15 protein-coding genes and 1 pseudogene are annotated in these 23,488 nt (G+C 41.3%); 11 read left to right on the plus strand and 5 right to left on the minus strand.

What is annotated here, in order from left to right:
* The first annotated feature begins 913 nt into the window (after positions 1-913).
* Positions 914-1,381 carry a DUF2124 family protein gene (locus tag ACZ5A8_RS08445; RefSeq protein ID WP_464533328.1) on the plus strand — a complete coding sequence of 156 codons (468 nt, stop codon included), beginning with the start codon at positions 914-916 and terminating at the stop codon, positions 1,379-1,381.
* A 276-nt stretch (positions 1,382-1,657) separates the two neighbouring features.
* Here the strand turns inward: ACZ5A8_RS08445 and ACZ5A8_RS08450 are convergent, their stop codons facing one another.
* The 4 genes from ACZ5A8_RS08450 to ACZ5A8_RS08465 all read right to left on the minus strand — a co-directional run bounded on the left by ACZ5A8_RS08450 (position 1,658) and on the right by ACZ5A8_RS08465 (position 4,527).
* Positions 1,658-2,224: a nitroreductase family protein gene (locus ACZ5A8_RS08450; protein ID WP_464533329.1), complete on the minus strand. Its 567-nt coding sequence runs from the start codon at positions 2,222-2,224 to the stop codon at positions 1,658-1,660.
* A gap of 83 nt (positions 2,225-2,307) precedes the next feature.
* On the minus strand, positions 2,308-3,936 hold the full coding sequence (locus ACZ5A8_RS08455; protein ID WP_464531247.1) for an IS1634 family transposase: 1,629 nt from the start codon (positions 3,934-3,936) through the stop codon (positions 2,308-2,310).
* Between the two features lie 35 nt (positions 3,937-3,971).
* Positions 3,972-4,316, minus strand: a complete 345-nt coding sequence (locus ACZ5A8_RS08460) for a hypothetical protein (protein WP_464533330.1) — start codon at positions 4,314-4,316, stop codon at positions 3,972-3,974.
* Position 4,317: 1 nt separating this feature from the next.
* Positions 4,318-4,527: a hypothetical protein gene (locus tag ACZ5A8_RS08465; RefSeq protein ID WP_464533331.1), complete on the minus strand. Its 210-nt coding sequence runs from the start codon at positions 4,525-4,527 to the stop codon at positions 4,318-4,320.
* Here ACZ5A8_RS08465 and ACZ5A8_RS08470 point away from each other — a divergent pair.
* The 9 genes and pseudogenes from ACZ5A8_RS08470 (at position 4,527) to ACZ5A8_RS08510 (ending at position 16,293) form a co-directional block, all read left to right on the plus strand.
* Complete coding sequence (locus tag ACZ5A8_RS08470; RefSeq protein ID WP_464533333.1) at positions 4,527-5,684, plus strand: LL-diaminopimelate aminotransferase; 1,158 nt, start codon at positions 4,527-4,529, stop codon at positions 5,682-5,684. The two genes, ACZ5A8_RS08465 and ACZ5A8_RS08470, sit on opposite strands and share 1 nt — an antisense overlap.
* A 314-nt stretch (positions 5,685-5,998) precedes the next feature.
* Complete coding sequence (locus tag ACZ5A8_RS08475; protein WP_464533334.1) at positions 5,999-6,598, plus strand: PAS domain-containing protein; 600 nt, start codon at positions 5,999-6,001, stop codon at positions 6,596-6,598.
* Positions 6,599-6,892: 294 nt separating this feature from the next.
* Entirely contained in the window at positions 6,893-7,654 is a 762-nt protein-coding gene (locus ACZ5A8_RS08480) for a UPF0280 family protein (protein ID WP_464534069.1), read from the plus strand.
* 383 nt (positions 7,655-8,037) lie between these two features.
* Entirely contained in the window at positions 8,038-9,450 is a 1,413-nt protein-coding gene (locus ACZ5A8_RS08485; protein WP_464533335.1) for an MEDS domain-containing protein, read from the plus strand.
* A gap of 221 nt (positions 9,451-9,671) precedes the next feature.
* Positions 9,672-10,916 (plus strand): IS110 family RNA-guided transposase, encoded by a 1,245-nt coding sequence (locus ACZ5A8_RS08490; protein WP_464530417.1) that lies wholly within the window; start codon positions 9,672-9,674, stop codon positions 10,914-10,916.
* A gap of 28 nt (positions 10,917-10,944) precedes the next feature.
* Positions 10,945-12,093, plus strand: a pseudogene (locus ACZ5A8_RS08495) (sensor histidine kinase); the annotation flags it as partial.
* A gap of 461 nt (positions 12,094-12,554) precedes the next feature.
* Entirely contained in the window at positions 12,555-14,414 is a 1,860-nt protein-coding gene (locus ACZ5A8_RS08500) for an aldehyde ferredoxin oxidoreductase family protein (RefSeq protein WP_464533336.1), read from the plus strand.
* Positions 14,398-14,682 carry a MoaD/ThiS family protein gene (locus ACZ5A8_RS08505; RefSeq protein ID WP_464533338.1) on the plus strand — a complete coding sequence of 95 codons (285 nt, stop codon included), beginning with the start codon at positions 14,398-14,400 and terminating at the stop codon, positions 14,680-14,682. Before ACZ5A8_RS08500 ends, ACZ5A8_RS08505 begins: the two co-directional genes overlap by 17 nt.
* Before the next feature lie 255 nt (positions 14,683-14,937).
* Positions 14,938-16,293, plus strand: a complete 1,356-nt coding sequence (locus ACZ5A8_RS08510) for an IS701 family transposase (RefSeq protein WP_464533339.1) — start codon at positions 14,938-14,940, stop codon at positions 16,291-16,293.
* 859 nt (positions 16,294-17,152) lie between these two features.
* Here ACZ5A8_RS08510 and ACZ5A8_RS08515 read toward each other — a convergent pair.
* Complete coding sequence (locus tag ACZ5A8_RS08515; protein ID WP_464533340.1) at positions 17,153-22,240, minus strand: NosD domain-containing protein; 5,088 nt, start codon at positions 22,238-22,240, stop codon at positions 17,153-17,155.
* A gap of 440 nt (positions 22,241-22,680) precedes the next feature.
* Here ACZ5A8_RS08515 and ACZ5A8_RS08520 point away from each other — a divergent pair, with 440 nt between their 5' ends.
* A complete protein-coding gene (locus ACZ5A8_RS08520; protein WP_464533341.1) occupies positions 22,681-23,274 on the plus strand; it encodes a cysteine hydrolase family protein in 594 nt (197 codons plus the stop codon).
* Positions 23,275-23,488: the final 214 nt, after the last annotated feature.

Here is a 23,488-nt window from a genome sequence, read left to right on the forward strand (position 1 = left end):
GGAGGACTGAAGCCAGCTCGCCAGCCATGCAAGAAAAAAGATAACAGGAGAGTTCATACTGTTATTATGAGAAACTGAACCCAAAATGCCTGCTCGGTTTGAGATACACTTCCCTTAATCCCGAAAACCGTTTTTAATCTAACTTTCATAGGGCGCCTCCGCCAGCTTGCCTAGCGGCTCTTCAAAAAAATCAGTAAAAATCAGTAAAAAGCATTAAAAATCAGTAAAAATCAGTAAGAAGCAGTAAAAAGTGATAAAAATAGGCTTAGTAAAAGTATTTTTTAGTAGTATTCATTTTTGTTTTTCTGCGTTTCCATGAACTTTTAACTTCACTTTTATTTTCTGGCTATTGTTTTCCCTCTTTTCTTTTGGCATGAAAGTACTGTGATTTGAAAAGGACTTTCATTCTTTGGGCATGTTATTCGAAGAATGTCATGTGCGTTTTTTGTCTTTTTGGAAGGCCGCTCTCCTTCGTCGAGCGTGACAAAAACGGCTTGATACAACGAATAAGTCTGTACTGGTCAGAGATATTATAACTCAGTTCTCTTGAGTGCAACTCACTGCTATAACCTATAAATTAGTCCTCTTGAGCGGAGCGTAGCGAAAAGGACCTCGTGCTCCCGACGCGAAACTCGGGCAGCGAAACTCGGGCAGCGAAACTCGGGCAGCGAAACTCGGGCGAGGCACAATTTGGGCGTGAAAAACACTCAACCTTGAAGAGTTAACAAAACAAATGTAATTGTTACTTCCGATAACTAATTGCGGCTGGATACAATAAAGCCTGAAATACTTCTGGATCTAAACTCAACTTATTTATGGGAATGTCTCCAATCTTATTGTAAAAGTAGATGATGCTACAAATAAAGTGGTCAAAAAGCAGGATTTTTATTAGAGATTAATGGAGAAGAGTATCATGCCGATAATAAATACCTCACAGGGAGTAGGAGGCATCCTGAATAGCTTTAAGAGTCTCATGGACGGAGTAGATAAAATTACATTTGTAGGAACTCCGGGCTTCTGTACTCCTTTTGCCGAACTTTTGGGTTTTGTGGTCAGGGACAAAAAACTTGTTTTTATCCCAAATCTGGATTTTGATAAAGCCAGGTCAATCTCCATGACTCCTGAAGGGATGCAGCTTGGAGAACCTGCAGATGCCCATGCTGATGCTGTTGTCTTGCTCGGTGGGCTTGCTATGCCGAAGATAGGTGCAGGCTCCGAAAAAGCCAGAGAAATCGCGGGAAAAGTCCTCGAAGGATCGGAGAAAAGAAAAATTATAGGAGTCTGTTTCCAATCGATGTTTATGCAGCAGAAATGGGACGAGGTTATCAACTTTGATTATATCATTAATGCCGACCTGGCTGTTGATGTGCTTGAAACCTGAAACTGGAAACTGCAAAATGCAGGAAATGCGGTAATTATACTGTTTATTATACTGTTTAGCGCAATTTAGTTTACTGCTTTAAGCAGCTTACTTACTGCTTAAAGCGGTTTTTTAACAAATTTCTCCCATTCTTTTTTATTGAAGCCAGATATTTCTGATTTTCAGTCCATCTTTCATTCTTCAGGTAGTCTATCATTTCTTAAAATATTTTGATATAAGTATAGAATAGTCCTTTATGCCTCCAAGAGCAAAGAGAGCTATTCTTTTCAGTTAAAATTATCTGATGTATGTAATGAGGTTAGGCTTCCTGTCCGGTACATTGACAAATGCAGCTTTCTTATACCCGAGCACAGCCGAAGAGTAGGGCCTGTAGCCCTCGGGTATTTTCAGTTCTTTTCGCAATTCGGAGCCCTGTGGTGAATAAAAGGCTAACAGGACAAAGAAAATCCAGCATGTCCCCAGCCCGATTGACTCTGCGGCAAGCAGCAAATTCTGAGTAGCGGCGGCGCAATCTGCTTCGAGAGGTACGGGCGCATGCTCATTGCCAGAGACTATAATCAGTGTCGGTGCACCGTACAAACAGTCGAACTTCTCATTATTTGCCAGTTCCCTTAAATGTTCCATATCCAGTTGCTTGGCGGCTTCTTTAGCTGCAAAATTCAGTCTATCCAGCAATTTCTTGTTTTGAATTACTGTAAAATGCCATGCCTGATCCCCGGCGTTAGGAGCATACAGCCCCGCTTCCAGTACTGCCTGTAATTCTTCCTCCTGGATCTGTTCATCTTCAAAACTTCTGATACTCCTGCGCTGTTTAATGATTTTTAAAGTTTCATTGATAATCATCAAATCATCCCTTCTATAGTTTTGATCCCTAAGAAAAATGCATGCATCCTACTATATAACCTACATTCGGCAGGTTAACGTAATTAGAGATAGATATTTTCATATTTCTCTCCCATGAGACCCAATATCTTCCAGTGAAGATCCTCCATATTCAGTATTTCTGAATTTACTTCACCTTCTTTCTGAGAAATAAGTTCTGTAATTCCCTGGAAATTGACAAATATCCATCTCATCGTAGGTCTTTTTGTTGGCTTTCCTTTTTGATCTGGAACCGTTTCATTTTCTTCCTCTAATTTTGTCCTTAATTTCCATTCTGCAATTGAATAAATCATTAAGCAGAGAACCATTGTCATAGCCAGTGCTTCAATTCTGCTTTTATTCTTTAGGTAGACTTTCGATATGCTAAATGTATCACTTTTCAAGAATCGGAATCCTTTTTCTACATTGTCCTGTCCTTTGTAATACTTCAGCATCTCTCCCGGAGAAAGAGTGATATCATTACTCGCAAGAATGAAAAGTCCCATTTTCTCCATTTCATTCAAAACAAAAGCATCATTAACCTTTATGCTTCCATCAATCCTGAAATAAGTCTTTAATTCCTCATCTTTAGAAGGTCTGCCTCTTTTACCTGATTCACGTTTTTTAATGGATTTCAAATCAACTTTTTCAAAAACAATAGAAGGGAATTCTTTAATCCATTTCTCTGCAGCTTTTGATGCATCCTCTTCGCAGAAGAAGTCCTCTCCTTTCAGCTTTTTAAAAGCCTTCTCTGCTTTTTCAACCTCTTTGTCAAGTTTCGTCCTGAGAGTTTTCTCTTTCTTCTCCTTCATCTTGTGAGAAAGCAGCAAAACCCACTTTTGTTTGACTCCGCCATATTCCACAAAGGTTTGATAAAAAGAGTACCTCTCATCACTTTTTAGCGTTTTCAGGTTCAGATTTGCAGTTAGCAGTTCCTTTGCCTCGGAAATTGTTGCAGGAACACGACTGATCCAGAATGATTTTCCGATATTCTGGATATTATTGTCTGTGTAAAAGGAACTATCAGCGACATAGTACACTTTGCTTTCAGGTCTTAAAACTGATTTGAGAGACGTTATTGCATCCAGAATTGTGTTTTTGTCGGAAGCATTTCCTGAATGTGTGTTCATGAAAAGAGGTATTCCATGCTGATTAACAATCAAGCTCAGTACAAATTGTTTGAGGTCCCATCTTCCGTTTTTGGGAATTCCAAAAGTAATATCAATAGACTCAGTTTCTTCGTCTTCATAATCACCATAAACGCTGACACTTGTAGTGTCAGAGTGTAAACAGTGACCAGGAATAGGTAGACGAGCCATAATGTGAAGGGTAATTTCCGTAAACAGTTTTGTAGGGCCATATTTTACGATTTTGTCAAGAGTCTCTCCGATAGCATATTGATTCAGGTCTTCTTTTGTTATACCGTCTCCAAAAAGCCTTTCAGTAGAAATGTTTTTGAAAAAATCAGGAAACAGGTACAGACGTTGCCCTATGAAACCTAGACCATTGAGTACCATGGCAAGGATGCAGACTGAGTGAGGAACATTATGATTCCGTTCTTTGGGAAGTTTCTCATCGATCAGTTTGTCAACTTCAAGTTCTCGGAAAACTCCAGCCATAAGACCTAGGTGACCTAAGAACCGTGTACGTTTTAAGGAGGATTCAACTCTTCTACTACTGTTTTTCTCTGCCATGGGATAACCAAGAAAGAGATATAAAATTAATGATATTAATTTATAGGTTTACCTGCCGAAAGCAGGATATATGACTCAGATCCGGATCGAATTTCGTCATCAGGTGCTAAAAAATAAACCACAACTGCAATCAAAAGAGCAGGAGATGATATTAACCATAAAAATATACTAAGAAAGTTTGCTATGGATATTAAATCTCCAGTAGACTCAGCCCACGCACCATCAACTGGCAAGAATGGGAACATAGCATTAGTCGTGTTTATAAGAGTAGAATCCATGTAATAATAAACGTTAAGCGGAACTCCAAATGTTAGTTCTATAATTAGAATAAATAATTCGGAAATAATAAAACTTAAAATAACAATTTTAGGCTTAGACATATTAAGAAACTTTGCATTCATTCTTAATAAAGTTTCCAATGTTTGGGTTATGTGTTAGAAAAGCAATACTATCTGGTTCTTTTGAATATTTATTTTCCCTTTCGTTATCCCATACCTTTAATCTTTTTGTTATCCCATACCTTTTAATATTCCCAACACCGTAACTATGCAGACTTACACACCCATAATCATATTCAGGTGACTTTTCCAATGTATTCTGACCGCATAAACGCACTACCCCCATATCTTTTTGCAGCGATTGATGAAGCTAAGGACGAAATGATTGCAAAAGGAGTGGACGTTATCGACCTTGGAGTGGGAGATCCTGACCTTCCGACCCACCCGCACATTGTTGAGGCCATGCGCGAGGCTGTCTGCGACCCCAGGACTCACCAGTACCCTTCTTATGCCGGGATGCCGGAGTTTCGGAAGGCTGCTGCTGAATGGTGTAAGAAATATAAGGGAATTGAGCTTGACCCTGCAACTGAGGTAATCTCACTTATAGGTTCAAAAGAAGCTGTGGCACATATCCCGCTTGCTTTTGTCAATCCCGGGGATGTCGTGCTTTATACTGAGCCGGGATATCCTGTTTATAAAATAGGGACTCTTTTTGCGGGTGGAGAGCCGTATCCACTGCCGCTGAAGGCTGAGAACGACTTCCTGCCTGACCTGGACTCAATCCCGGCAGATGTCCTGAAAAAGGCAAAGATCTTCTTCTTCAACTATCCCAACAATCCGACGGCTGCAACCGCGGACATGAAGTTCTTTGAAAAGGTCGTTGAGTTCTGCAAGAAACACAATATTATTGCCGTGCACGACAATGCTTACTGCCAGATGGCATATGACGGGTACGAGGCTCCTTCTTTCCTTACAGCGAAAGGGGCAATGGATATCGGTATGGAACTTTATTCCCATTCCAAAACCTATAACATGACCGGCTGGAGACTCGGGTTTGCAGTTGGAAACAAAGCCCTCATAAAGGGACTTGGGAAGGTCAAATCAAATGTGGATTCAGGCGTTTTTGATGCGATCCAGATTGCAGGCATTGCAGCCCTCTCGTCCCCCCAGGACTGCGTTGACGAAACAAACAAAGTCTATGAAGAGAGGAGGAATGCTCTTATCGAAGGGCTCACTGCTATGGGACTTGAGGTAAAGCCCCCGAAAGCTACTTTCTATATCTGGGCTCCTGTCCCGAAAGGTTTCACTTCAATCAGTTTTGCAAAACTCCTGCTCGAAGAAGCAGGAATAGTTGCAACCCCCGGTGTCGGCTTCGGAGACGCTGGCGAAGGCTACATCAGGTTTGCCCTCACCAAGCCGGTTGAAAGGATCAAAGAAGCTGTAGAAAGAATGAAGAAACTGCAGTTCTAACTGGATATTTGATCCGAAAACAACTTGGACCGGGCTCAAACTGAATTAAAACAATCCAAAATAGGCGGCATACTCGAAAAAGCCGCCAAAAATCTCTTTTTTGACCAGAATTTTTGTACCTTCACTTCTCTTTTTCTTTTTTGAGTTTCTATCAAATGAGCCTGGTTTTTAAGAAACGTTTTTTAAATTTACATAATTTTTTTATGAGTATCGAGCAGAAATAGGTTTGTAGTTGGAATTGTGCAATTAGTTAGTAAAATAATTAATACAGTTTTAGAAGATAATTATTAACACAGTTATTAACACGCAACCAAATGCAACCTTTCAAAGTCATAATTGTAGTTGGTGATAGAATGAACGACAGGTTAAGGAATTCTGATACTCATATTACTGGAGATAAGAGGGCAGCGAAAAACTCACTCGATGTAGAGTACAGGCGGAACCTTCAGACCGACAGACTCGATTTCATGAGCCCGGTGATAGAGAAGATTACTGGTTTCTCTGCCCAGGAGATAATCGAGATGGGCATTATCAGTGATTCTTCCAGGCTCATCCATCCAGAAGACCACCCTCTCCTTATTGCGGGATTTCCCCATGCAATAGATGTTGGTTTCGGAACCCTGGATTACCGGTCAAACATAAGGACGGCAAATATAGCTGGTTTGCCGATCACTTTACAATCATCAATGATCAAAATGGCAAGCCCCTCTTCAGTGAAGGTGCCATGCGTGATATCAACGGGATCAAAAAAGCAGAAGAAGAGAAAAAGGCAACAAATAAAAATGGCTGGTGACGCCTGTAAGAAATTAACATGTAAAAGTGACAAAAGAAGAACCATAACTCCTGCTTCTTTTGCTTTTCTGTTTTTGAGGGCTGCCAGACAAGCTGGGGGAAGCGAGAATGTTTACGATTGATTTGAAAACCGGTTTTCGATATGAAAGAAAGTATTCTCTCAGCTTTAAAGATATTTCTTCAATATATTGTTTCTCTTAATTGCGTTACTGGCTTGCAAGTTGTTTTTTATCTTGCTGGCAGACCTGCCAAATCCTCACGCTGCACAGGAAGAGTAAAACTCAAAAATTCCTCCCGGATCTGGAATAGTTCAATCAATTAATCAAGAACCGCCGATTTTCATATTCCGGTTTAATGCCCGGAGGTCCGCTCAGAAAAGCATTTCTTTTTTAAGCAATAAATCCTAAGTGGACAGCATGCCAGAACCCACGCGAGAACCCACTAAAAAACCTGCCAGAACCCCGATAAAAGAACATTTCCAGCTTAAAGAAACGATAGTTACTCTCGCAGCTTACGACTTGTCTCATATAGAAGCCGCAAAAGAGACGATCCGTACCCAAAGGGCAATTCTCGAGACCTATATTCTTTCCGACCCTTATTTTCAGTTCACCCTGGAACCCTACGAATGCCCGAAAAATGCCCCTGAGGTCGTCAGGAGGATGATAAAAGCAGGAAATACAATGGGAATCGGGCCAATGAGTGCGGTTGCAGGCACAATCTCTGCCCTTGCAGTGGAAGCTATGGTAAAAGCCGGAGCAAAATATGCTATAGTTGATAACGGCGGGGATATTGCACTTATAAACGATCGGCCTGTTGTTGTCGGAATTTATGCAGGGCAGTCACCTATCAAAAACCTGGGGTTAATTTTCGAACCAAGAGACTCGATTACAGGGATCTGCACCTCAGCAGGGACAGTAGGTCCTTCGATCAGCTTCGGGATGGCAGATGCAGCTGCAGTATTTTCGGATGATGTTTCTCTTGCAGATGCGGCTGCAACAGCACTTGGAAATGAGGTGGGAATTGGGACGGAATCAGTAGAAGCTTCTTTCAAGGCTGTAAAAGGAGTGCCGGGAATAAAAGGTGCACTCGTAATCCAGGGAGAATATATCGGGATGTGGGGAAAAGTGCCAAAAATTACGCGGGCGGATGTAAGGCATGAGTATATTACCAAAGCGTGAACGTTCTTACAAGATCGTGAACATTCATCTGAAATCTGAAGCTTTTTAGAGGCTTTTTTATGCTTTCAGGACTTCTTTTCATAATTTTTGTAAAGAAATCTTTCTGGCTTGAGTTTGCAATGGTTTGAGGGCACAAATATTAATATGTCTTTGATTTTTATTTATGGCAAACCATTAAATTAACAAAAAGGTCGATTCTAATTTTTAAAATATCAAAGGATGTATTTTGCTTAATTTGCCAAGGGTTCCAGAAGAGTTACGCGACTCAAACCAATAGTCTCAAAAACTAAAGTTATTAGAAAACTACAGTTATTAGTGAAGTTAATAACAGGCAATCAAAATGCAATCTTTCAAACTCACATTCAATAGTTGGGGGATACTGAATGAATGGAAAGTTAAGGAAGTCTGGTATTGATATTATTGGAGATTTGCCCTGGGGAACTCACTTCTGTCTATTTTTCCGGACAAAAGAAGATTTGTTAGATATACTTGTCCCCTACTTCAAAGCAGGGCTGGAAAATAACGAATTCTGTATCTGGATAACATCACTACCTTCAGAAGTAGAAAACGCAAAAGAAGCTCTAAAAAAGGTTGTTTCTGATTTTGATGTTTACCTTGAGAAGGGGCAAATTGAATTTATCCCTTACATAGATTGGTACTTAAAAAATGGTATTTTCGATTCGGAGAAAATCATAAACACCTGGATCAAAAAACTCAATAATGCTCTGGCAAGTGGCTATGACGGGCTAAGAATAGCAGAGAATACTTCCTGGCTGGATAAAGAAGACTGGAACAATTTTGTTGATTATGAGAAAAAGGTGGACTCCCTTACTGGAAAATGCCGTATGATAGCTCAGTGCCCATACTGTCTTGATGCTTATAGTGCAGCTGAGACCGTTGACGTGATTGTTAATCATCAATTCACTTTAACCAGAAGGGAAGGAAAATGGGAACAGGTAGAAAGTTCCAGACGCAGGCAGGCTGAAGAGACTCTCTATGAGAGCGAAGTAGAATACCACAGGCTTTTTGAATCCATGCGGGAAGCCTTCTTTGTGGCCGATATCATAACCAATGAGGCAGGAGAACCAGTTGACTACCTTATTGTTGAAGCAAATCAGGCTCTTGAATCTCAGACAGGGGTTCCACTGGAACAGTTTATTGGAAATACGGCTCTTAGAATGTACCCGGGTCTGGATAAATTCTGGATTAAGACATATGGTCGCGTAGCCCTTACTGGCAAACCTGAGCAATTCGATTATTACGCTGACGTACAGAAGCGTCATTATGAGGTCTCAGCATACCAGATACGACCAGGCCGATTTGCTGCTATCTTCTTGGACATCACAGATCGAAAGCGGGCTGAAGAAGCACTTATTAGAAATGAAAATGAATTTCGTACGCTGGCTGAGAATTCCCCTGATATAATCAGCCGATTTGACAGGCAAAAGCGCCACATATATGCTAATCCTGCAGCTGTGGAACCTTATGGCAGGTCTCCAGAAGAAATCATAGGGAAAACGAATAGCGATCTGGGAATGGACCCTCAACAGGTGAAATTCTGGGAGGAACACTATGAAAATGTTTTTGCTACAGGAAAACCCGAAACAATGGAATTTCATTATAAATCGCCTGAAAGAAAAGAATACTATTTTAATACGCGAATAGTACCTGAGTTTGTTGATTGTGAAGTGACTTCTGTTCTTGCTATCTCGCGGGACATTACGGATATAAAGGAAGCAGAAGCTAAGTCGAAAGAAACGCTTGACAATTTAGAAAACGCACATGATATTCTTTGAATAACATGCACAACTAAATGAAAGTACTTTACCCCACTTTTTTGGCTATTGAATTCCTTATTACTTTGGGCAGTAAGGTTGTCCTAATTTTGGTTTTTCAAAACCGTCAGAAAACTAATCAGTGAATTGCCATCGAAGGCTCAAGTGTGACTTTGATCACGGATGCTAAATTGGCCTTTGAGGCAATTCCACTGCCCAAATAAATTGGGTGATATTATTTGATGATTGAAGTCATAAACAAAGCTTGTGGTTTAGACATTCACAAACTCTTTTTCATTGCTACAATTCTCAGTAGATCTGGTGAAAAACAACAGCAGCGTTTCGACAGAGATGATGAGGGAATTTTAGCCCTTAAAAATTGGGTAATATCAGAAAAATGTAATGTTGTTGCATGTGAATCAACAAGTGACTTTTGGGTTCCTGTCCATGATTCTTTGATAAAGCATCTACCGGTGATAGTTGGAAATGCGCGAGATATGAAGGTATTTACACATAAAAAAACAGATAAGATTGATTCAGAAGTCATTGCACAACTTGCACTTAATAATATGATTCAGCCATCAAGAGTTTTTCCAAAGGATCATAGAGATTTTAGATCATATGTTCGACTTCGGTTAACACTTGTACAAAAAAGAACAGATCTAAAAAATAAAGCTCACTCAATTCTTGCATCTGAAATGTTAAACCTGAAGAATGTGCTGACAGACATTTTCGGCAAGAATGGCAGAATGATCTTATCAGGAATCTCTTCAGGTAAGACTGTTGACCAGATTATCGCAAGTCTTTCTCCAAATGTTCGTAAAAAAAGTGATCAAATCAGAGAAATTCTTGAGCGAGAAATCTCTCAAAGTGCTGCATTCAGACTTCAGATCTGTCTAAAACTCATAAAAAGTCTTGATGATGAGATCGAAGCTTTAGAAAAAGAAATTTTCAATTATGCTTATAGAAATCATAAGCGAGAAATGGAGATTTTAATGTCAGTTCCAGGTATAGGAGAACTTGGTGCGGCAATTCTACTTGCTGAAATAGGCAATTTCAAGGATTTTTCTTCTGGAGATAAGCTTGCTTCTTGGCTTGGTCTGGTTCCTAATGTGTATCAATCTGCAGATAAATACCACAACGGAAGAATCACAAAGAGAGGATCAAAGAGAGCAAGATGGATTCTGACGCAGATTGCTCAAGCAGCGGCAAGAAAGAATAACAGTAAGTTAAAAGAGTTTTTTAACAGGAAAAAGAAGTCAATTGGACATGCAAAGGCAATTATTGCCTTGGCAAGGAAAATTGCAACGATAATATGGCATCTTATTACGAATGATGAGATGTACGAAGATGAAATTGGATATAAAAAAAGGGAAATTCAAAAGAGAAAGATTGTTGAGACCGAGATATTCTCAGTTGATGAACGAATAAAAATAATTAGTGAAATATTTGCAATAACGCGAAAAGAGGATGAAGAGAGCATGTGAGGAAGATATCCTCATGTACTTTCATGCTAAATTAGTAGAAGAACGAACAGCAGAGCTTAAGACAGCATATAAATTGTTGAAAGAAAACGAAAAAGGTCTTGCTGAAGCCCAGAAAATGGCTCATATCGGGAACTGGGAGTGGGACATTGCAGCTGATAAAGCATACTGGTCTGAGGAAATGTATCGTATTTTCGGACGCGATCCCAAAAAAGGAGCACCACCTTACAATGAATATTTAAGTTATATACATCCCGATGATCGAGATTATTTTGATAATTCCACCAAGAAAGCCGTAAATGGAAAACCTTACAGTATTGAGTACAGGATTGCCCTGGCTAACGGGGAAGAACGCATAGTCCATATGCAGGCCAAAGTTATTTTTGGTGAGAAAAATATCCCCGTTCGAGTAAAAGGAATAGTCCAGGATATTACTGAACGTAAAAAGGCTGAGAAAGCTCTAATAAATCTCGAGATAGCCCGTAAAAAAGAAATTCACCACAGGATTAAGAATAATCTGCAAGTTATCTCTTCTCTCCTGGATCTTCAGGCTGAAAATTTCAGCAACAGAAAATGTGTTAAAGACTCCGATGTTCTCAATGCTTTCAGGGAAAGCCAGGATAGAGTAACGTCTATTGCCCTTATCCATGAAGAGCTGCATGAAGGCGGGGGAGACAATACCGTGAATTTCTCGCCTTACCTTGAAAGGCTTGTTGATAACCTTTTTCGGACTTACAGACTTGGAAACGTTGACATTACCTTAAACATGGATCTTGAAGAAAATATCTTCTTTGACATGGATACTGCAGTTCCATTAGGGATAATTGTCAATGAACTTGTTTCCAATTCGTTAAAACACGCATTTCCAGGTAGGAACAAAGGGGAAATTCAAATTAAACTATTTAAAGAAGAAAGAGTTAAAAAAGAAAAAGTTGAAGAAGAGAATATTGAAAATGAATTGGGTAATAGTGGAGATGAAACTACCAGAAAAGGTACAGGCGGTACAGTTTATACACTGATTGTCTCAGATGACGGAACTGGCATTCCTGATAAAATTGATTTAAAAAATTCAGACACGCTTGGTCTGCAGCTTGTAAACATTCTGGTAGATCAGTTAGATGGTGAAATCGAGCTAAAAAGGAATAAAGGCACAGAGTTCGTTATAAATATAAATGTATAACCGGTTCTACAGGCTTCTTGGCTGATGAAACAAAATCAGACGAAATAAGATCAAAATATATCAGGTATCTCTCCTTAAAACCAAAATTGTACAAAATCATGCTCATTAGCAATGGTTATCCTGCTTTCCTGGACCAGTGTATTATCAACCGAAAAGTCAAAAGAATTCGGTTTACTATTTCATTTATAAACTCTCTAGTTCCGAGTATAATAAACTCAGGGAGGCAATAAATAGAGGGTGTCTTTTTACTAATTAATTTTATGTGATACTTTTATTAAGGAACTTTTGTATAATTAAATATAATTCAAATTCATATTTCATTAAAATTGTATGTCTAACACTTATCCGGCAGGCTCTCGTCTGAGCTTTGTTCTGAAACTGGCGAGTAAGGGGTTGCTGCCGGAAACTGGAAGATGGAACTGCTAGAAGACTGAAATCATTATTCTTGGAGGAGACTATTTATGTTAGGGGGCTATGCAGGAAAAATTCTTGATGTTAATCTTGAGACCAGAGAGCTTAAAGATAAACCGCTGGATGAAGAGACGCTGAGGATGTATCTCGGAGGAAAAGGGCTTGGCCTGAAACTCATATATGACGAGTTCAGGGATGATATGCAGCCCTTTGACCCGGATAACCTCCTTGTTTTTGCTACAGGTCCTGCTACCGGGGCAAGGGTGCCAACGAGCGGGCGTTTCCATGTCCTTACAAGCAAATCTCCGCTGACAGGGGCAGTAGGGAGCGGAAACTCAGGAGGAAAATGGGGACCTTATCTGAAGTTCGCAGGTTATGATGCGGTAATCGTCAGGGGCATTTCTGAGAAGCCTGTTTACCTGAGCATTATAAACGGAAAGGCTGAACTTGTCGAAGCTCCCGATATCTGGGGCATGACCGTAACCGCAGTCACAGAAGAGCTGCTCAAAAGGGTGGGAACGGAGCCAAAGAAAACCTCTATTGCCTGTATCGGACCAGCCGGAGAGAACCTGATCTCTATGGCCTGCATAATGAATGATGAGTACAGGACAGCAGGCAGAACCGGTTCCGGGGCTGTTATGGGCAGCAAAAAATTGAAGGCGATTCTGGTTTCCGGAAACCAGAGGCAGGAATCCGCAAACCCGGAAATGCTTGTCGATAAGGTTGCGGAGTCAATGAGCCTTATCAAAGAAAATCCGGTTACGGGTCCCAAAGGAGGACTGCACCTTTATGGGACTGCAGTCCTTGTAAATATAGTAAACGCACACGGGGCGTACTCTTCGAGAAATTTCCAGCAAGGTAATTTCCCGGAAGCTGACGAACAGAGCGGGGAACGGCTTACTGCAACTTACCTGACAGGCACTACAGGCTGCTGGGGCTGTCCGATTGTCTGCGGAAGGAAGTCCGTAATTCCAGAGGGGCCTTTTAGTGTTAAGTATACCGAAGGTCCGGAATATGAGACTATTTTTGCCCTGGGCTCCAACTGCGGAGTAAAAGAGCTTGATGCCGTTGTGAAAGCCAACCATTTCTGCAATGAGTTCGGGATAGATACGATTTCCATGGGAGGAACAATTGCATGTGCCATGGAGCTTGTCGAGAAAGGAAAAATTCCTGAAGGGAGTCTGCTGGGCCTGAACCTGAAGTTCGGGGACGCCGGAGCAATGGTCGAGTGTGTCTGGAGGACAGCATATAAAGCAGGATTCGGAGCAGACCTTGCACTCGGCTCGAGAAAGCTTGCGGAAAAGTACCAGGCTCCGGAATACTCCATAAACGTTAAAGGCATGGAACTGCCGGCTTATGACCCGCGCGCAATCCAGGGAATAGGGCTTGAATATGCAACTTCAAATCGTGGAGGAGACCACGTTTATGGCTATACGATTCCATCCGAAATTCTCGGAATTCCTAAAAAGCTTGATCCCTATTCAACGGAAGGGAAGCCGGAATGGACTATTTTCATGCAGGATATGGTCTCTGCAATTAACTCGACCGTTATCTGCCTCTTTACCAGTTTTGCCCTTTGGCTCCCTCAGTATGCAGGAATGCTTCAAGCTATTACGGGCATGGAACTTGATCCTGAGAAACTGCTCAGGATAGGGGAGAGGATCACGAACCTTGAACGCCTGATGAACAACAGGTACGGCTTTAACAGGTTACAGGATGTCCTGCCCAGGCGCCTTACAGCAGAACCTACTCCTGCAGGACCTTCCAAAGGGCAGATCTCTCATGTGCCTGACATGATCGATAAATATTACGAACTCCGAGGATGGGTTGATGGAGTCCCCACGGAAGAAAAGTTAAGGGAACTCGGGATTGCCTATGGAGAACACCGGAAAAATGAAAGTAAATGTTAAATTTCTTGCCTCGATCCGCGAGATAGCCGGCGCTCACGAGATCCAGTTCGAACTGAGTTCAGGGAATACGGTAAAAGACCTCCTTGAATTCCTGGAATCTCATTTTGGAGTGGAGTTTAAAGAAGCAACGGGAAAACCCTTCGAAGATGAAAATCCTAGAATAAGGTTTCTTGTTAACGGCAGGGATATTGATTTTCTCCAGGGACCCGGAACCGAACTGAAAGAAGGGGATGTCGTGGTCCTTATCCCTCCCGTTGGCGGGGGATAAAACTGGAATACGGAGCTTTTTTCTCCCCCACTTAGAGGACTGAAGCTGTTTTGCCATCCACTCAAGAAAATAACAGGTAATTCATCTGGTATGATAGTCAATGCAAGAAATATTTGCACAGTAAGCAAGAACAACAACCTTAAATAACATCTTTAAAAGTGAAGTTAATTTTTGAGATTACTATAACTTGACTTTGTCACATTTTCTTTTCATGTCTACCGTGAAGTATAATTTTTCTCCTATAAATTTGGTTTAGTGAAACAAATAACAGATGACTTCATCAAGTCAAATAATATTTCTGTAGAAAAATACCTTTCTGAAAAGCATCTTGACTTCTATTTTCAAACTAAAACTCGTTGTATGGTTTTAACCTGTATTGATTACCTTAATGGTTTGCTTCTCCTCCCCTATAGGAAAAATATGAGAAAAATGGCAATTTACTGTTGTAAATGCTCTAACAACCAATCACTAAGCCATTTCCTCTCAACTTCTCCTTGGCGTTCTGCAGATCTCCTCAAATCTGTTCGAACAAAAGCCATTCAAACTATAGGTAAAAATGGTGTTCTTATACTTGACGAATCAAGCATAAAAAAATCTGGAAATAGTTCTGTCGGAGTTTCTCATCAGTATTGCGGCAACCTTGGAAAAAAAGATAATTGCCAGGTTGGCGTATTCCTTGCTTATTTTAAGAATAAGAGGAGAATGTTGATTGATGAGAGATTATATCTCCCACAAAAATGGATTGATGACAATGCTCGTTGTTTAAAGGCTAAAATTCCTCGTGAGGAAATAAAGTTCCGAACCAAGTATGAACTTGGTCTTGAAATGATTGATAATGCAATAGAAGAAGGTATTCCTTTCTCCTATGTCACAATGGATGGATTCTATGGTGAAAATCCTGAGCTATTGACAGAACTTGAAAGTAGAGGTTTAACTTTTGTTGCAGACATAGCCATCGATACTCTTGTTTATGTAGAGAAACCAGTAGCTGAGGTACCTGGGAAAAAGGGAATAAGAGGAAGAAAACCCACTATCCTTAAGGTTTTGAATACATTATCAGCAAGAGTTGATTCTCTTTCCAGTTCAATTAAAGGATGGAAACTTATCAAAGTTAGAAAAACGGAAAGAGGATATAAAAAAGTCAATTTTAAGGCTATAAAGGTCTGGAGACGCCAGAATAACTTGCCTTGTGAGAAGCCATTATGGCTTCTCATAAGTAAGGATGTAGAATCAAATGAAATTAAATATTCCCTATGCAACGCTTCTGAGGATACTCCATTAGATGAACTTGCAAGAATGCAGAGTTCAAGGTATTGGATTGAAAGAGCATTTCAGGATGCAAAGGGAAACTGCGGAATGGCAGAATATATGGTGAGAAATTGGAATGCATGGCACCATCATATGGCATTAGTAATGCTTGCAATGCTTATTTTACTCTCTTATCAGAAAAAATTCAACAAAATGTATAAGATTTCAATTTCTGGGGTCATATGGATACTGAAATACCATAATCCATTGAAAAGAATCGATGCCTGGGAAATTGCAAGAATATTAAATCAAGATAATGAACTGAGAAGGAAGGCAAGGGTTAGCAGGTTAAAAAGTTCATAATTTTTAGGATGAAAGAATTTGAATTCTTGTTCTGGTTACTGGTAAGTATGCAATTTTGGTAGGGAAAATTTAGGACAGTGGAAACAATGGAACTATTGATCAAGAAGAAAATAGAAAAAACAAAAATAGGAAGGTAAAAGATTCTAGACGGAATAAATTTGAGTAGAAATAGGTTTCGATACCTGCAATAATGAGTTAATTTGACAATGTCAAGATAAAATAAATTGAAAAAAGCAATGCCTCCTGGCCCGAGAAATAATCCTCTTGACCTCTGTAACCGCTTTAAATCCACAGGTTAATATAGGACGCCTTCTCCGGCTTGTCTGGCGGTCCTGAAAAATAGAGAAGGAAGACAGAAGAAATAGAAAGTCGAAAAAGAGTATTTTTCATATAGAATTTATTCTGCTCCGTCTGGTATACTTACAGATTTTTTGGTTTCTTTCCATTGTTGATTTTTTTGCTAATCTCCTGTAATCTCTTATAGACTTCCCCTGTCATTTCTGTCGGTTAGTTTTTTGCAGTGTTCTCAGTAGTTTTCACTTTCTGGCTTTCTCTTCATTCCTTTCTCTCCATTCTTTTCTCTCCTTTCCTTTCTCTCCATTCCTTTCCCTCCTTTTCTCTTTTTTGTCTGAAAGACCGCTCTCCTGCGTCGAGCGTTACAGGAACTACTCAGTATAGCGAATATTGTCGTATGGGTCAGAAATATCAGCCATGTAACGGTGGACGACTTTTATTGAAAAAGGAATCAAAAAAGTGAAAGGGAAAATGATTTCCCCTCACTGAATCAACGATGCGGGTTTTTATCCTCCTTTATCCTCTTTTATCCTCCTTTATCCTCCTTTATCCTCCTTTATCCTCCTTACTTCTTTTTCAACAGGAACAGTACGGAAAGAATTCCCGCAACTGCAAAGACAATCCCAAACCCCGGGATTTTCTTTGTTTCTTCTGAGGTCGTATCCGGAACTTCGTTCCTCATTATTTGCTGTGCAGCTGCCTCAGACCCGGAAGTTTCTGTCGGCATTATCGTAACACCACCTTTCTTTTCTCCTGTAATCGAATAGAAGGAAAAACCCGGAGTTTCGGCCCTGAAGTAGAGGAATTCGTCATCTTCCCCTGTTTTTTCAGTTGCGAGCTGGGTCCAGGCTTTGTCATGATAACGGTTCAGGACGAGCCTTGCTTCATTGATATTGTTTTCATCTACCCAGCTGCGGGGAACCTTAAAGTCGATCATGGCACCCTCAAAATTACCGGATTCTCCGAAAAACTGGCTCCCAATTACTATGTTCATATACTGGAAGACCATGCCTTCAGGACCTTCCAGAACCGTTTTTGGCAGACCACTGAGGATCTCAACTTTCCCGGTCACGGTCCCTGCACTGGTCCCTGAAACAAATTTGATACCCATAACACTGCATCCGGGTTCGCTGAATGTAAACTCTGCCTGCTGGCCTTTGATTATCTGCTGCCTGGAAACGCTAGCTGCCAGGACATTGACGGAAGACATTCCCGAAACACCTCCGAAAAGGGCTGACCGGCTCCCACTGCTTTCGCTGCTTCCGCGGTACTCTTCTTCCTCCTCTCCTCCACCATTGGCAACTTCAGGGGGGTTGTGGAGGGGGAGGCTGTCAAACTCGTTTTCGGAGCCCGGGATTTCGTAAGGGGCATCACAGAAACCGTCTCCATCAGCATCAGGGGTGGTTTCTGAAAAACCTGTCCCCTCAGGATTTGCCCAGCAGTTGCCCCCGATATATGGGTCTCCGAGGATGTTTTGTCCTTCAGTCTTGCTAGTATTCCAGGTGTTTCCCGCACATTCTCCCGAGAGGCGAATATTATCAGAGTTCCTGAAAAGATTGTTGTAAATACTATTGTTCCTGGAACCCTCAAGGTAAATCCCAAATCTTCTTCCGATCACGGTATTTCCGGATAGGGTACAGTTTTCGGACTCGCTTAACCATGCCCCGAAATAACTGTCAAGAAGGACGTTCTCGCTTAAAATGCAGCCGGATACCCCTTCCATATAGATCCCTGAAATATATCCTTCTGAAGCCCCGGACACAGTAAACCCACTGATCGTCACGGAATCGGCAGTTACATTGAAGATATGTTCTTCAGGAGCAGCCGCATGGACAATTGTATCATCAGGGTTCCCTGATAATGAAATGATGCTAACCGATTTGTTCACCTTTACGTTTTCCGTATAAGTACCCGGGCTTACGAGAAGTGTGTCTCCTTCCCACGCAGCGTCTATAGCTGCCTGGATAGAGGAAAACGCCCCGGATCCGGGACCCACAGTGAGGGTAAGCGGAACTCCCGGCTCTCTGCAAACTGGCAGGTAATCCTTACTTCCGGTGAGGGAGTTGATAATGTAAGGAGTGTCTCCTATCCCGTTTCCGTCAGCATCAGAGCCCGCATAATCGCTCCAGTAATTTCCAGCGGTTGTATTCCATATGTTGTTACCTGTATCCTTAACATTCTTTGTGTTATTGAAAGAATTACCGTAGATGGTGTTATTTGTAGCTGCGGTAAGCCAGATCCCGAATTCCGGGTTATTTGAAATGGTATTGGCAAACAGTATATTGTCTGAAGTTGAAATTTCCCCTGTCCAGCCCTCAAGCGATATGCCGCGGGTATTTCTCACAACTATGTTTTCTGAGAGAGTGTTGTGCTGGCTTATGGTCAGGAGAATTCCACTTTCATTGTTAGAATTTGCATTGTTTGCTGTCAGGACGTTGTAATCCGAATCAAACAGATCTATCCCAAGATCACTACCTGAAGCAGTATTTTCCACAAAAGTATTGTTATTCGAGCAGTCAGCCCGAATTCCGGTGTATCCTCCAGAAACATTATTGCCGTTTATGGTGTTATTCCTGGCTTCGTAAAGATATACGCCGTATCCCGGATTTCCGGACAGGTTGTTATTTGCCAGGGAGTTTCCTGAAGAGGCTTCCAGATAAATCCCCAGTGAATTCCCCGAAAATTTGTTTCCATGTACAGTATTGTTACCGGAATCTGTAAGGCATGCCCCGTAATAGTTGCCGGATAATGTATTGTTTTCGAGTACTGCTCCTTCCGTTCCGTAGAGGTAGATCCCAAACCTTTCATCATGGAATACAAGGTTCCGGACTGTTATGTTCTGGCAGTTAAGCAAACAAACAGAACCCGCATATGATCCTGAATCCAGAACATAGCCGGAGACTCCGGAAAGGATATACAGGGGCTTTCCATCAAGAAGGTTGCTAGACTCCACATCAGGCGCGCTTTGCGAAGTACAGTTCCCTTGAATTCCAAAGTTGTAAGTATTATTTTCCAGTATGTTTCCGGAGAGTGAGTTCCACTCTGAATCTACAATATAAAGCCCATAGGAGTTTGAACTTGCATTGTTCCCTGTGAAGTTCAGGCCGGAAGAACCACTGATGTAGAATGCGTATCTGTTATCTGACGAACTAATGTTCTCAACATGGGAATCCGCTGAACTGTATAAGTAAAGCCCGTAGAGATTTCCTGAGAGGTTCAGGTCCCGGATTGTCATATTCTGGCAGTTGATACAGTATACTGTCCCGGCATTTGAACCTGAATCAAGGATAAGGTTGCTTTCGTTTACAAAGAAGCAGATAGGCTTTCCGTCCACAGTATTGCTTTCGTCAATATCGTTTGCAGTTGAAGCTCTTGGAAATGCAAAATTATAAGAGTTGTTTTCCATTCTGTTATTTTGCAGGGTATTTCCTTCTGATGAGGATAGATAGATTCCATAATTATTGGATTCAGCCGTGTTTCCTTCCAGGGTGCAGTTTTCTGAAAGAATTACATAAAGCCCACAGTAGTTATCTGAGAGCACATTCTGGCTTATATTACAGTCCTTGACTTCATAGAGCCAGATCCCGGCTGTGGAGTAAGCGGAAGAAGACAAAGGTTTAGATCCTCCGCTTACGGAAAAACCTGAAATGTTTACCGAATCTGCCGTTACGTAAAATACAGAATCCTTAGAATTTGCAGCTCTTACTTCCGTATATTCTGGTCCGGACTCGGAAAGGATTGTAACAGCCCTATCCACATCCACGTTTTCGGTATATGTGCCGTTGCGGACAATGATTGTGGCTCCGGGCGAAGAAGCGTCAACAGCGTCCTGGATAGAAGTGAAATCAGCAGGCTCATCATCATCCACATAGAGCAGGGAAGAGTTAGTTACATGAACCCATTCGGTTTTTTCAAGGGTATTGTTTCCATATTCATTTTCCACATGGAGTGTAACATTATACTTCCCGGCTTCCGTATATTTATGAGTAGGGAAACGGTCGGTGGAAGTGTTTCCATCCCCAAAATCCCAATTCCATGCCATTGGGGAAAGAAGGCTTGCATCAATAAATCCCACTATGAGGGGAGCCGGACCCGAGGTGACATTAGCCGTGAAGGCAGCTTCTGTCGTTTCACTCCTGTTTGTGAAAGCTTTGATGCAGACGTTTGTGTTTTCCATAGCCAGAGTAGTATCTACCCAGTTCTCCCCATTCGGGCTGAAAAAGCTCTCTCCAGGATTTGCACTGGCTTTGCTGCTGTACCCTTCAAGCGGGAACTCAACCGCCACAGGATAGGAGTATTCAGGGGTAGTAAATTTTACGACTACTGAAAAATTCTGCCCAGGCTCAAGCTGGACTGCTGATCCCAGGGATATGGTATGGTAACCTGCAAGAGCGATCGTCCCTTTAGTAGAAGTTTCGGCTCCTGCAGAATTTACAGGTCCGGAAAGCAGATCGGTGTAGATGTAGATTTCATACTCCGTACCTGTGGCAGGAGTATAGAAACTCACAGCTTCAAGGGTTTCGGTTTTTTCGGCTGTGAAAACGTTGGCTGCCCAGGCTGTGCTGCTTCCTGAGACCCCGATACTTTCAGTCCAGCCCAGAGGGTCATACTGGTATACATGGGAATAGGAACTCAGGTCTTCGGTTGTATGAACATTATTTGCACTCCCGATGGCAGTATCGTAATAAGAGATATAGAAGAAGCCTTCCTCTCCCCAGTTTGTACCCCAGGAATTTTTAACAATAAATGCTCCGTCTCCGGGGGCTGCAGGGTTGAACTTATTTCGATCAAATGAATTATCCCAGCCTACAATGCCTATCAGATGGTTTTCACTATTCGAGCCTGCGTAATAATAGGTGCAGTTGGCAGCGTCATAAGCATCCGGAGAGTAATAAATTACAGAGCTAACTACCCCATAATTCATCAGGGCCCATTTGATCAGGTCGTTATCTTCTTGTCCGTTTCTTGCCGGAAGGAAGAGAACTTCCTGTATTCGTTTTAAGGAAGGAAGGTCTGTCGGAGAGATCCCGATGTGAGAGTCATAAGGGTCATCGGTTTCACTTACCGGGCCGCTCCAACGGGCTAAGTAAGCTGTGGTCATAAAAGCATTTCCGCCGTCATCATGAGTGCGGTCAAAACCTTGAGGATAGTCCTCGGAAAGTAGGTTTTTTACGTTATTCTCAGAAAAGTCCATGTTTTTTCCTTCTGCTCCGAGAATGTAAGATTCCAGGGATGCATAGGCTCCAAATGCCCAGCAGCTTCCTGCATCCATCTGGTCCCGAATAGGGCTCACGCGCCCTAAAGTCCTGAGGTTATAAGAAACAGGATAATTACCCTCACCTTCCAGATTTTCAACCGTTTTTAGGTGTGAAAGATCTACAGGAGCTGGGAGGAAGCCCGTAGCTAAATTTTCAGTCTCTTCTTCAGAAACTTCACCTGAGGTCAGGAGTATTCGATCCTCATTCAGCTCTTCATTTTCCCAGCCCTCATTTAGCTCTTCACTTTCCCGCCCCTCATTCAGCTCTTCACTTTCCAGATACTCCTCAAATTCAGGATTCAAAGGAGCAAAGGAAAAAAGTTCCGAAGAATAGTTTCCTGATGGAATAGATCTATTGTTTCCATAGGAATTGGATTCATTATTTTCAATTGCCATTAAGATATTATTTTCAACCGCAGTTAATCTACTATTTTCTGATGTTGAAGATATATTTTCTATAAAAGTTAGGTTTTCTGAAATTGCTGCCGCCTGCCCGAGCAGGAGACATATCAAAGCAAGAGAGAAAAGATACAATTGTTTTTTTAACATTTTATAGGCACCTGTTTTTTGATTTTTGATCATTTTAAAGTTAGAGAGCCGTTAAATTTCACGATAATAATAAAAGCTAAATGATCAATAAATCTCCAAAATTAACAATAATTTTTGCATAATTAAGGAGAAGACAGTGAAATATTTTTAATATGTTATATGTGTTAAGTGTTTTGGTATTTTTCATATGTCTTGACAAATCGCTTAAACTAAAAGGCTTCAGGAGTAAGCTTATCGCAGATCACGTAAAATAGAGGATAAAAGGTAAAGTCATTAAAGGATAAGGATTGGGTGAAAAATTGGAAGCACTGGTTATAATAGACATGACAAACGACTTAGTGTTTGAGATATACGAATACGAAGGTAGGGAATACGAAGGAAACCTAGTAGCCCCCTCTGGAAAAGAGATAATTAATCCAATAGTTGAGCTTGTGAAAAAAATTCTCAAGAGGGGTAATCCGGCTGTACTCAGGCTTCCGAAAGACCACTACAATGCTTTCACAAATCCGAAACTGGAACTGGAACTTGCGGAACTGGGCATTGATGAGGTGTTCATAACAGGCCTGGTTGATGAGGTATGTATTTACCAAAACGCGCTTGGATTTCTCGAGAGGGGTTTTCGGACAAACGTCGTAAAAGGCTGTACTGCCCCCTTTGATCCGGAAAAAGGAAAAGAAGCCCTGGAAAAACTTGATGCCTGTGGAGCAAAGATAGTTGACGATATTTCTGCGGATATAGGCATAATCTTGCTTCTCGAAGACGAACACAATGATAATTCGGAAGAGATCAAATCAGGCAGCTGGCCACCTCATAGTATGGAAGGAACACCCGGAGCTCTTACAATTAAACCTATCAGGGAGGTACTTGAGGGCAGGAAATAAAAATGAAAGAAAAAATTCAAGTAAATAAAAATGAAAGAAAAGACAAGGAATAAAAGGCAATCCGGAAATCTATCTCGATAATGCGAGAGAACTCCTTCCTCGACGATCGGATTTATCCGATCTGGCAGGTGGGAGGGAGAGCCGTCAACTTTTAAACGAAATACATTCTAAAGAAAATTATATAACCTTTTAGAATATATCAACATTATATGCT

The sequence above is a fragment of the Methanosarcina subterranea genome, from assembly GCF_055385895.1.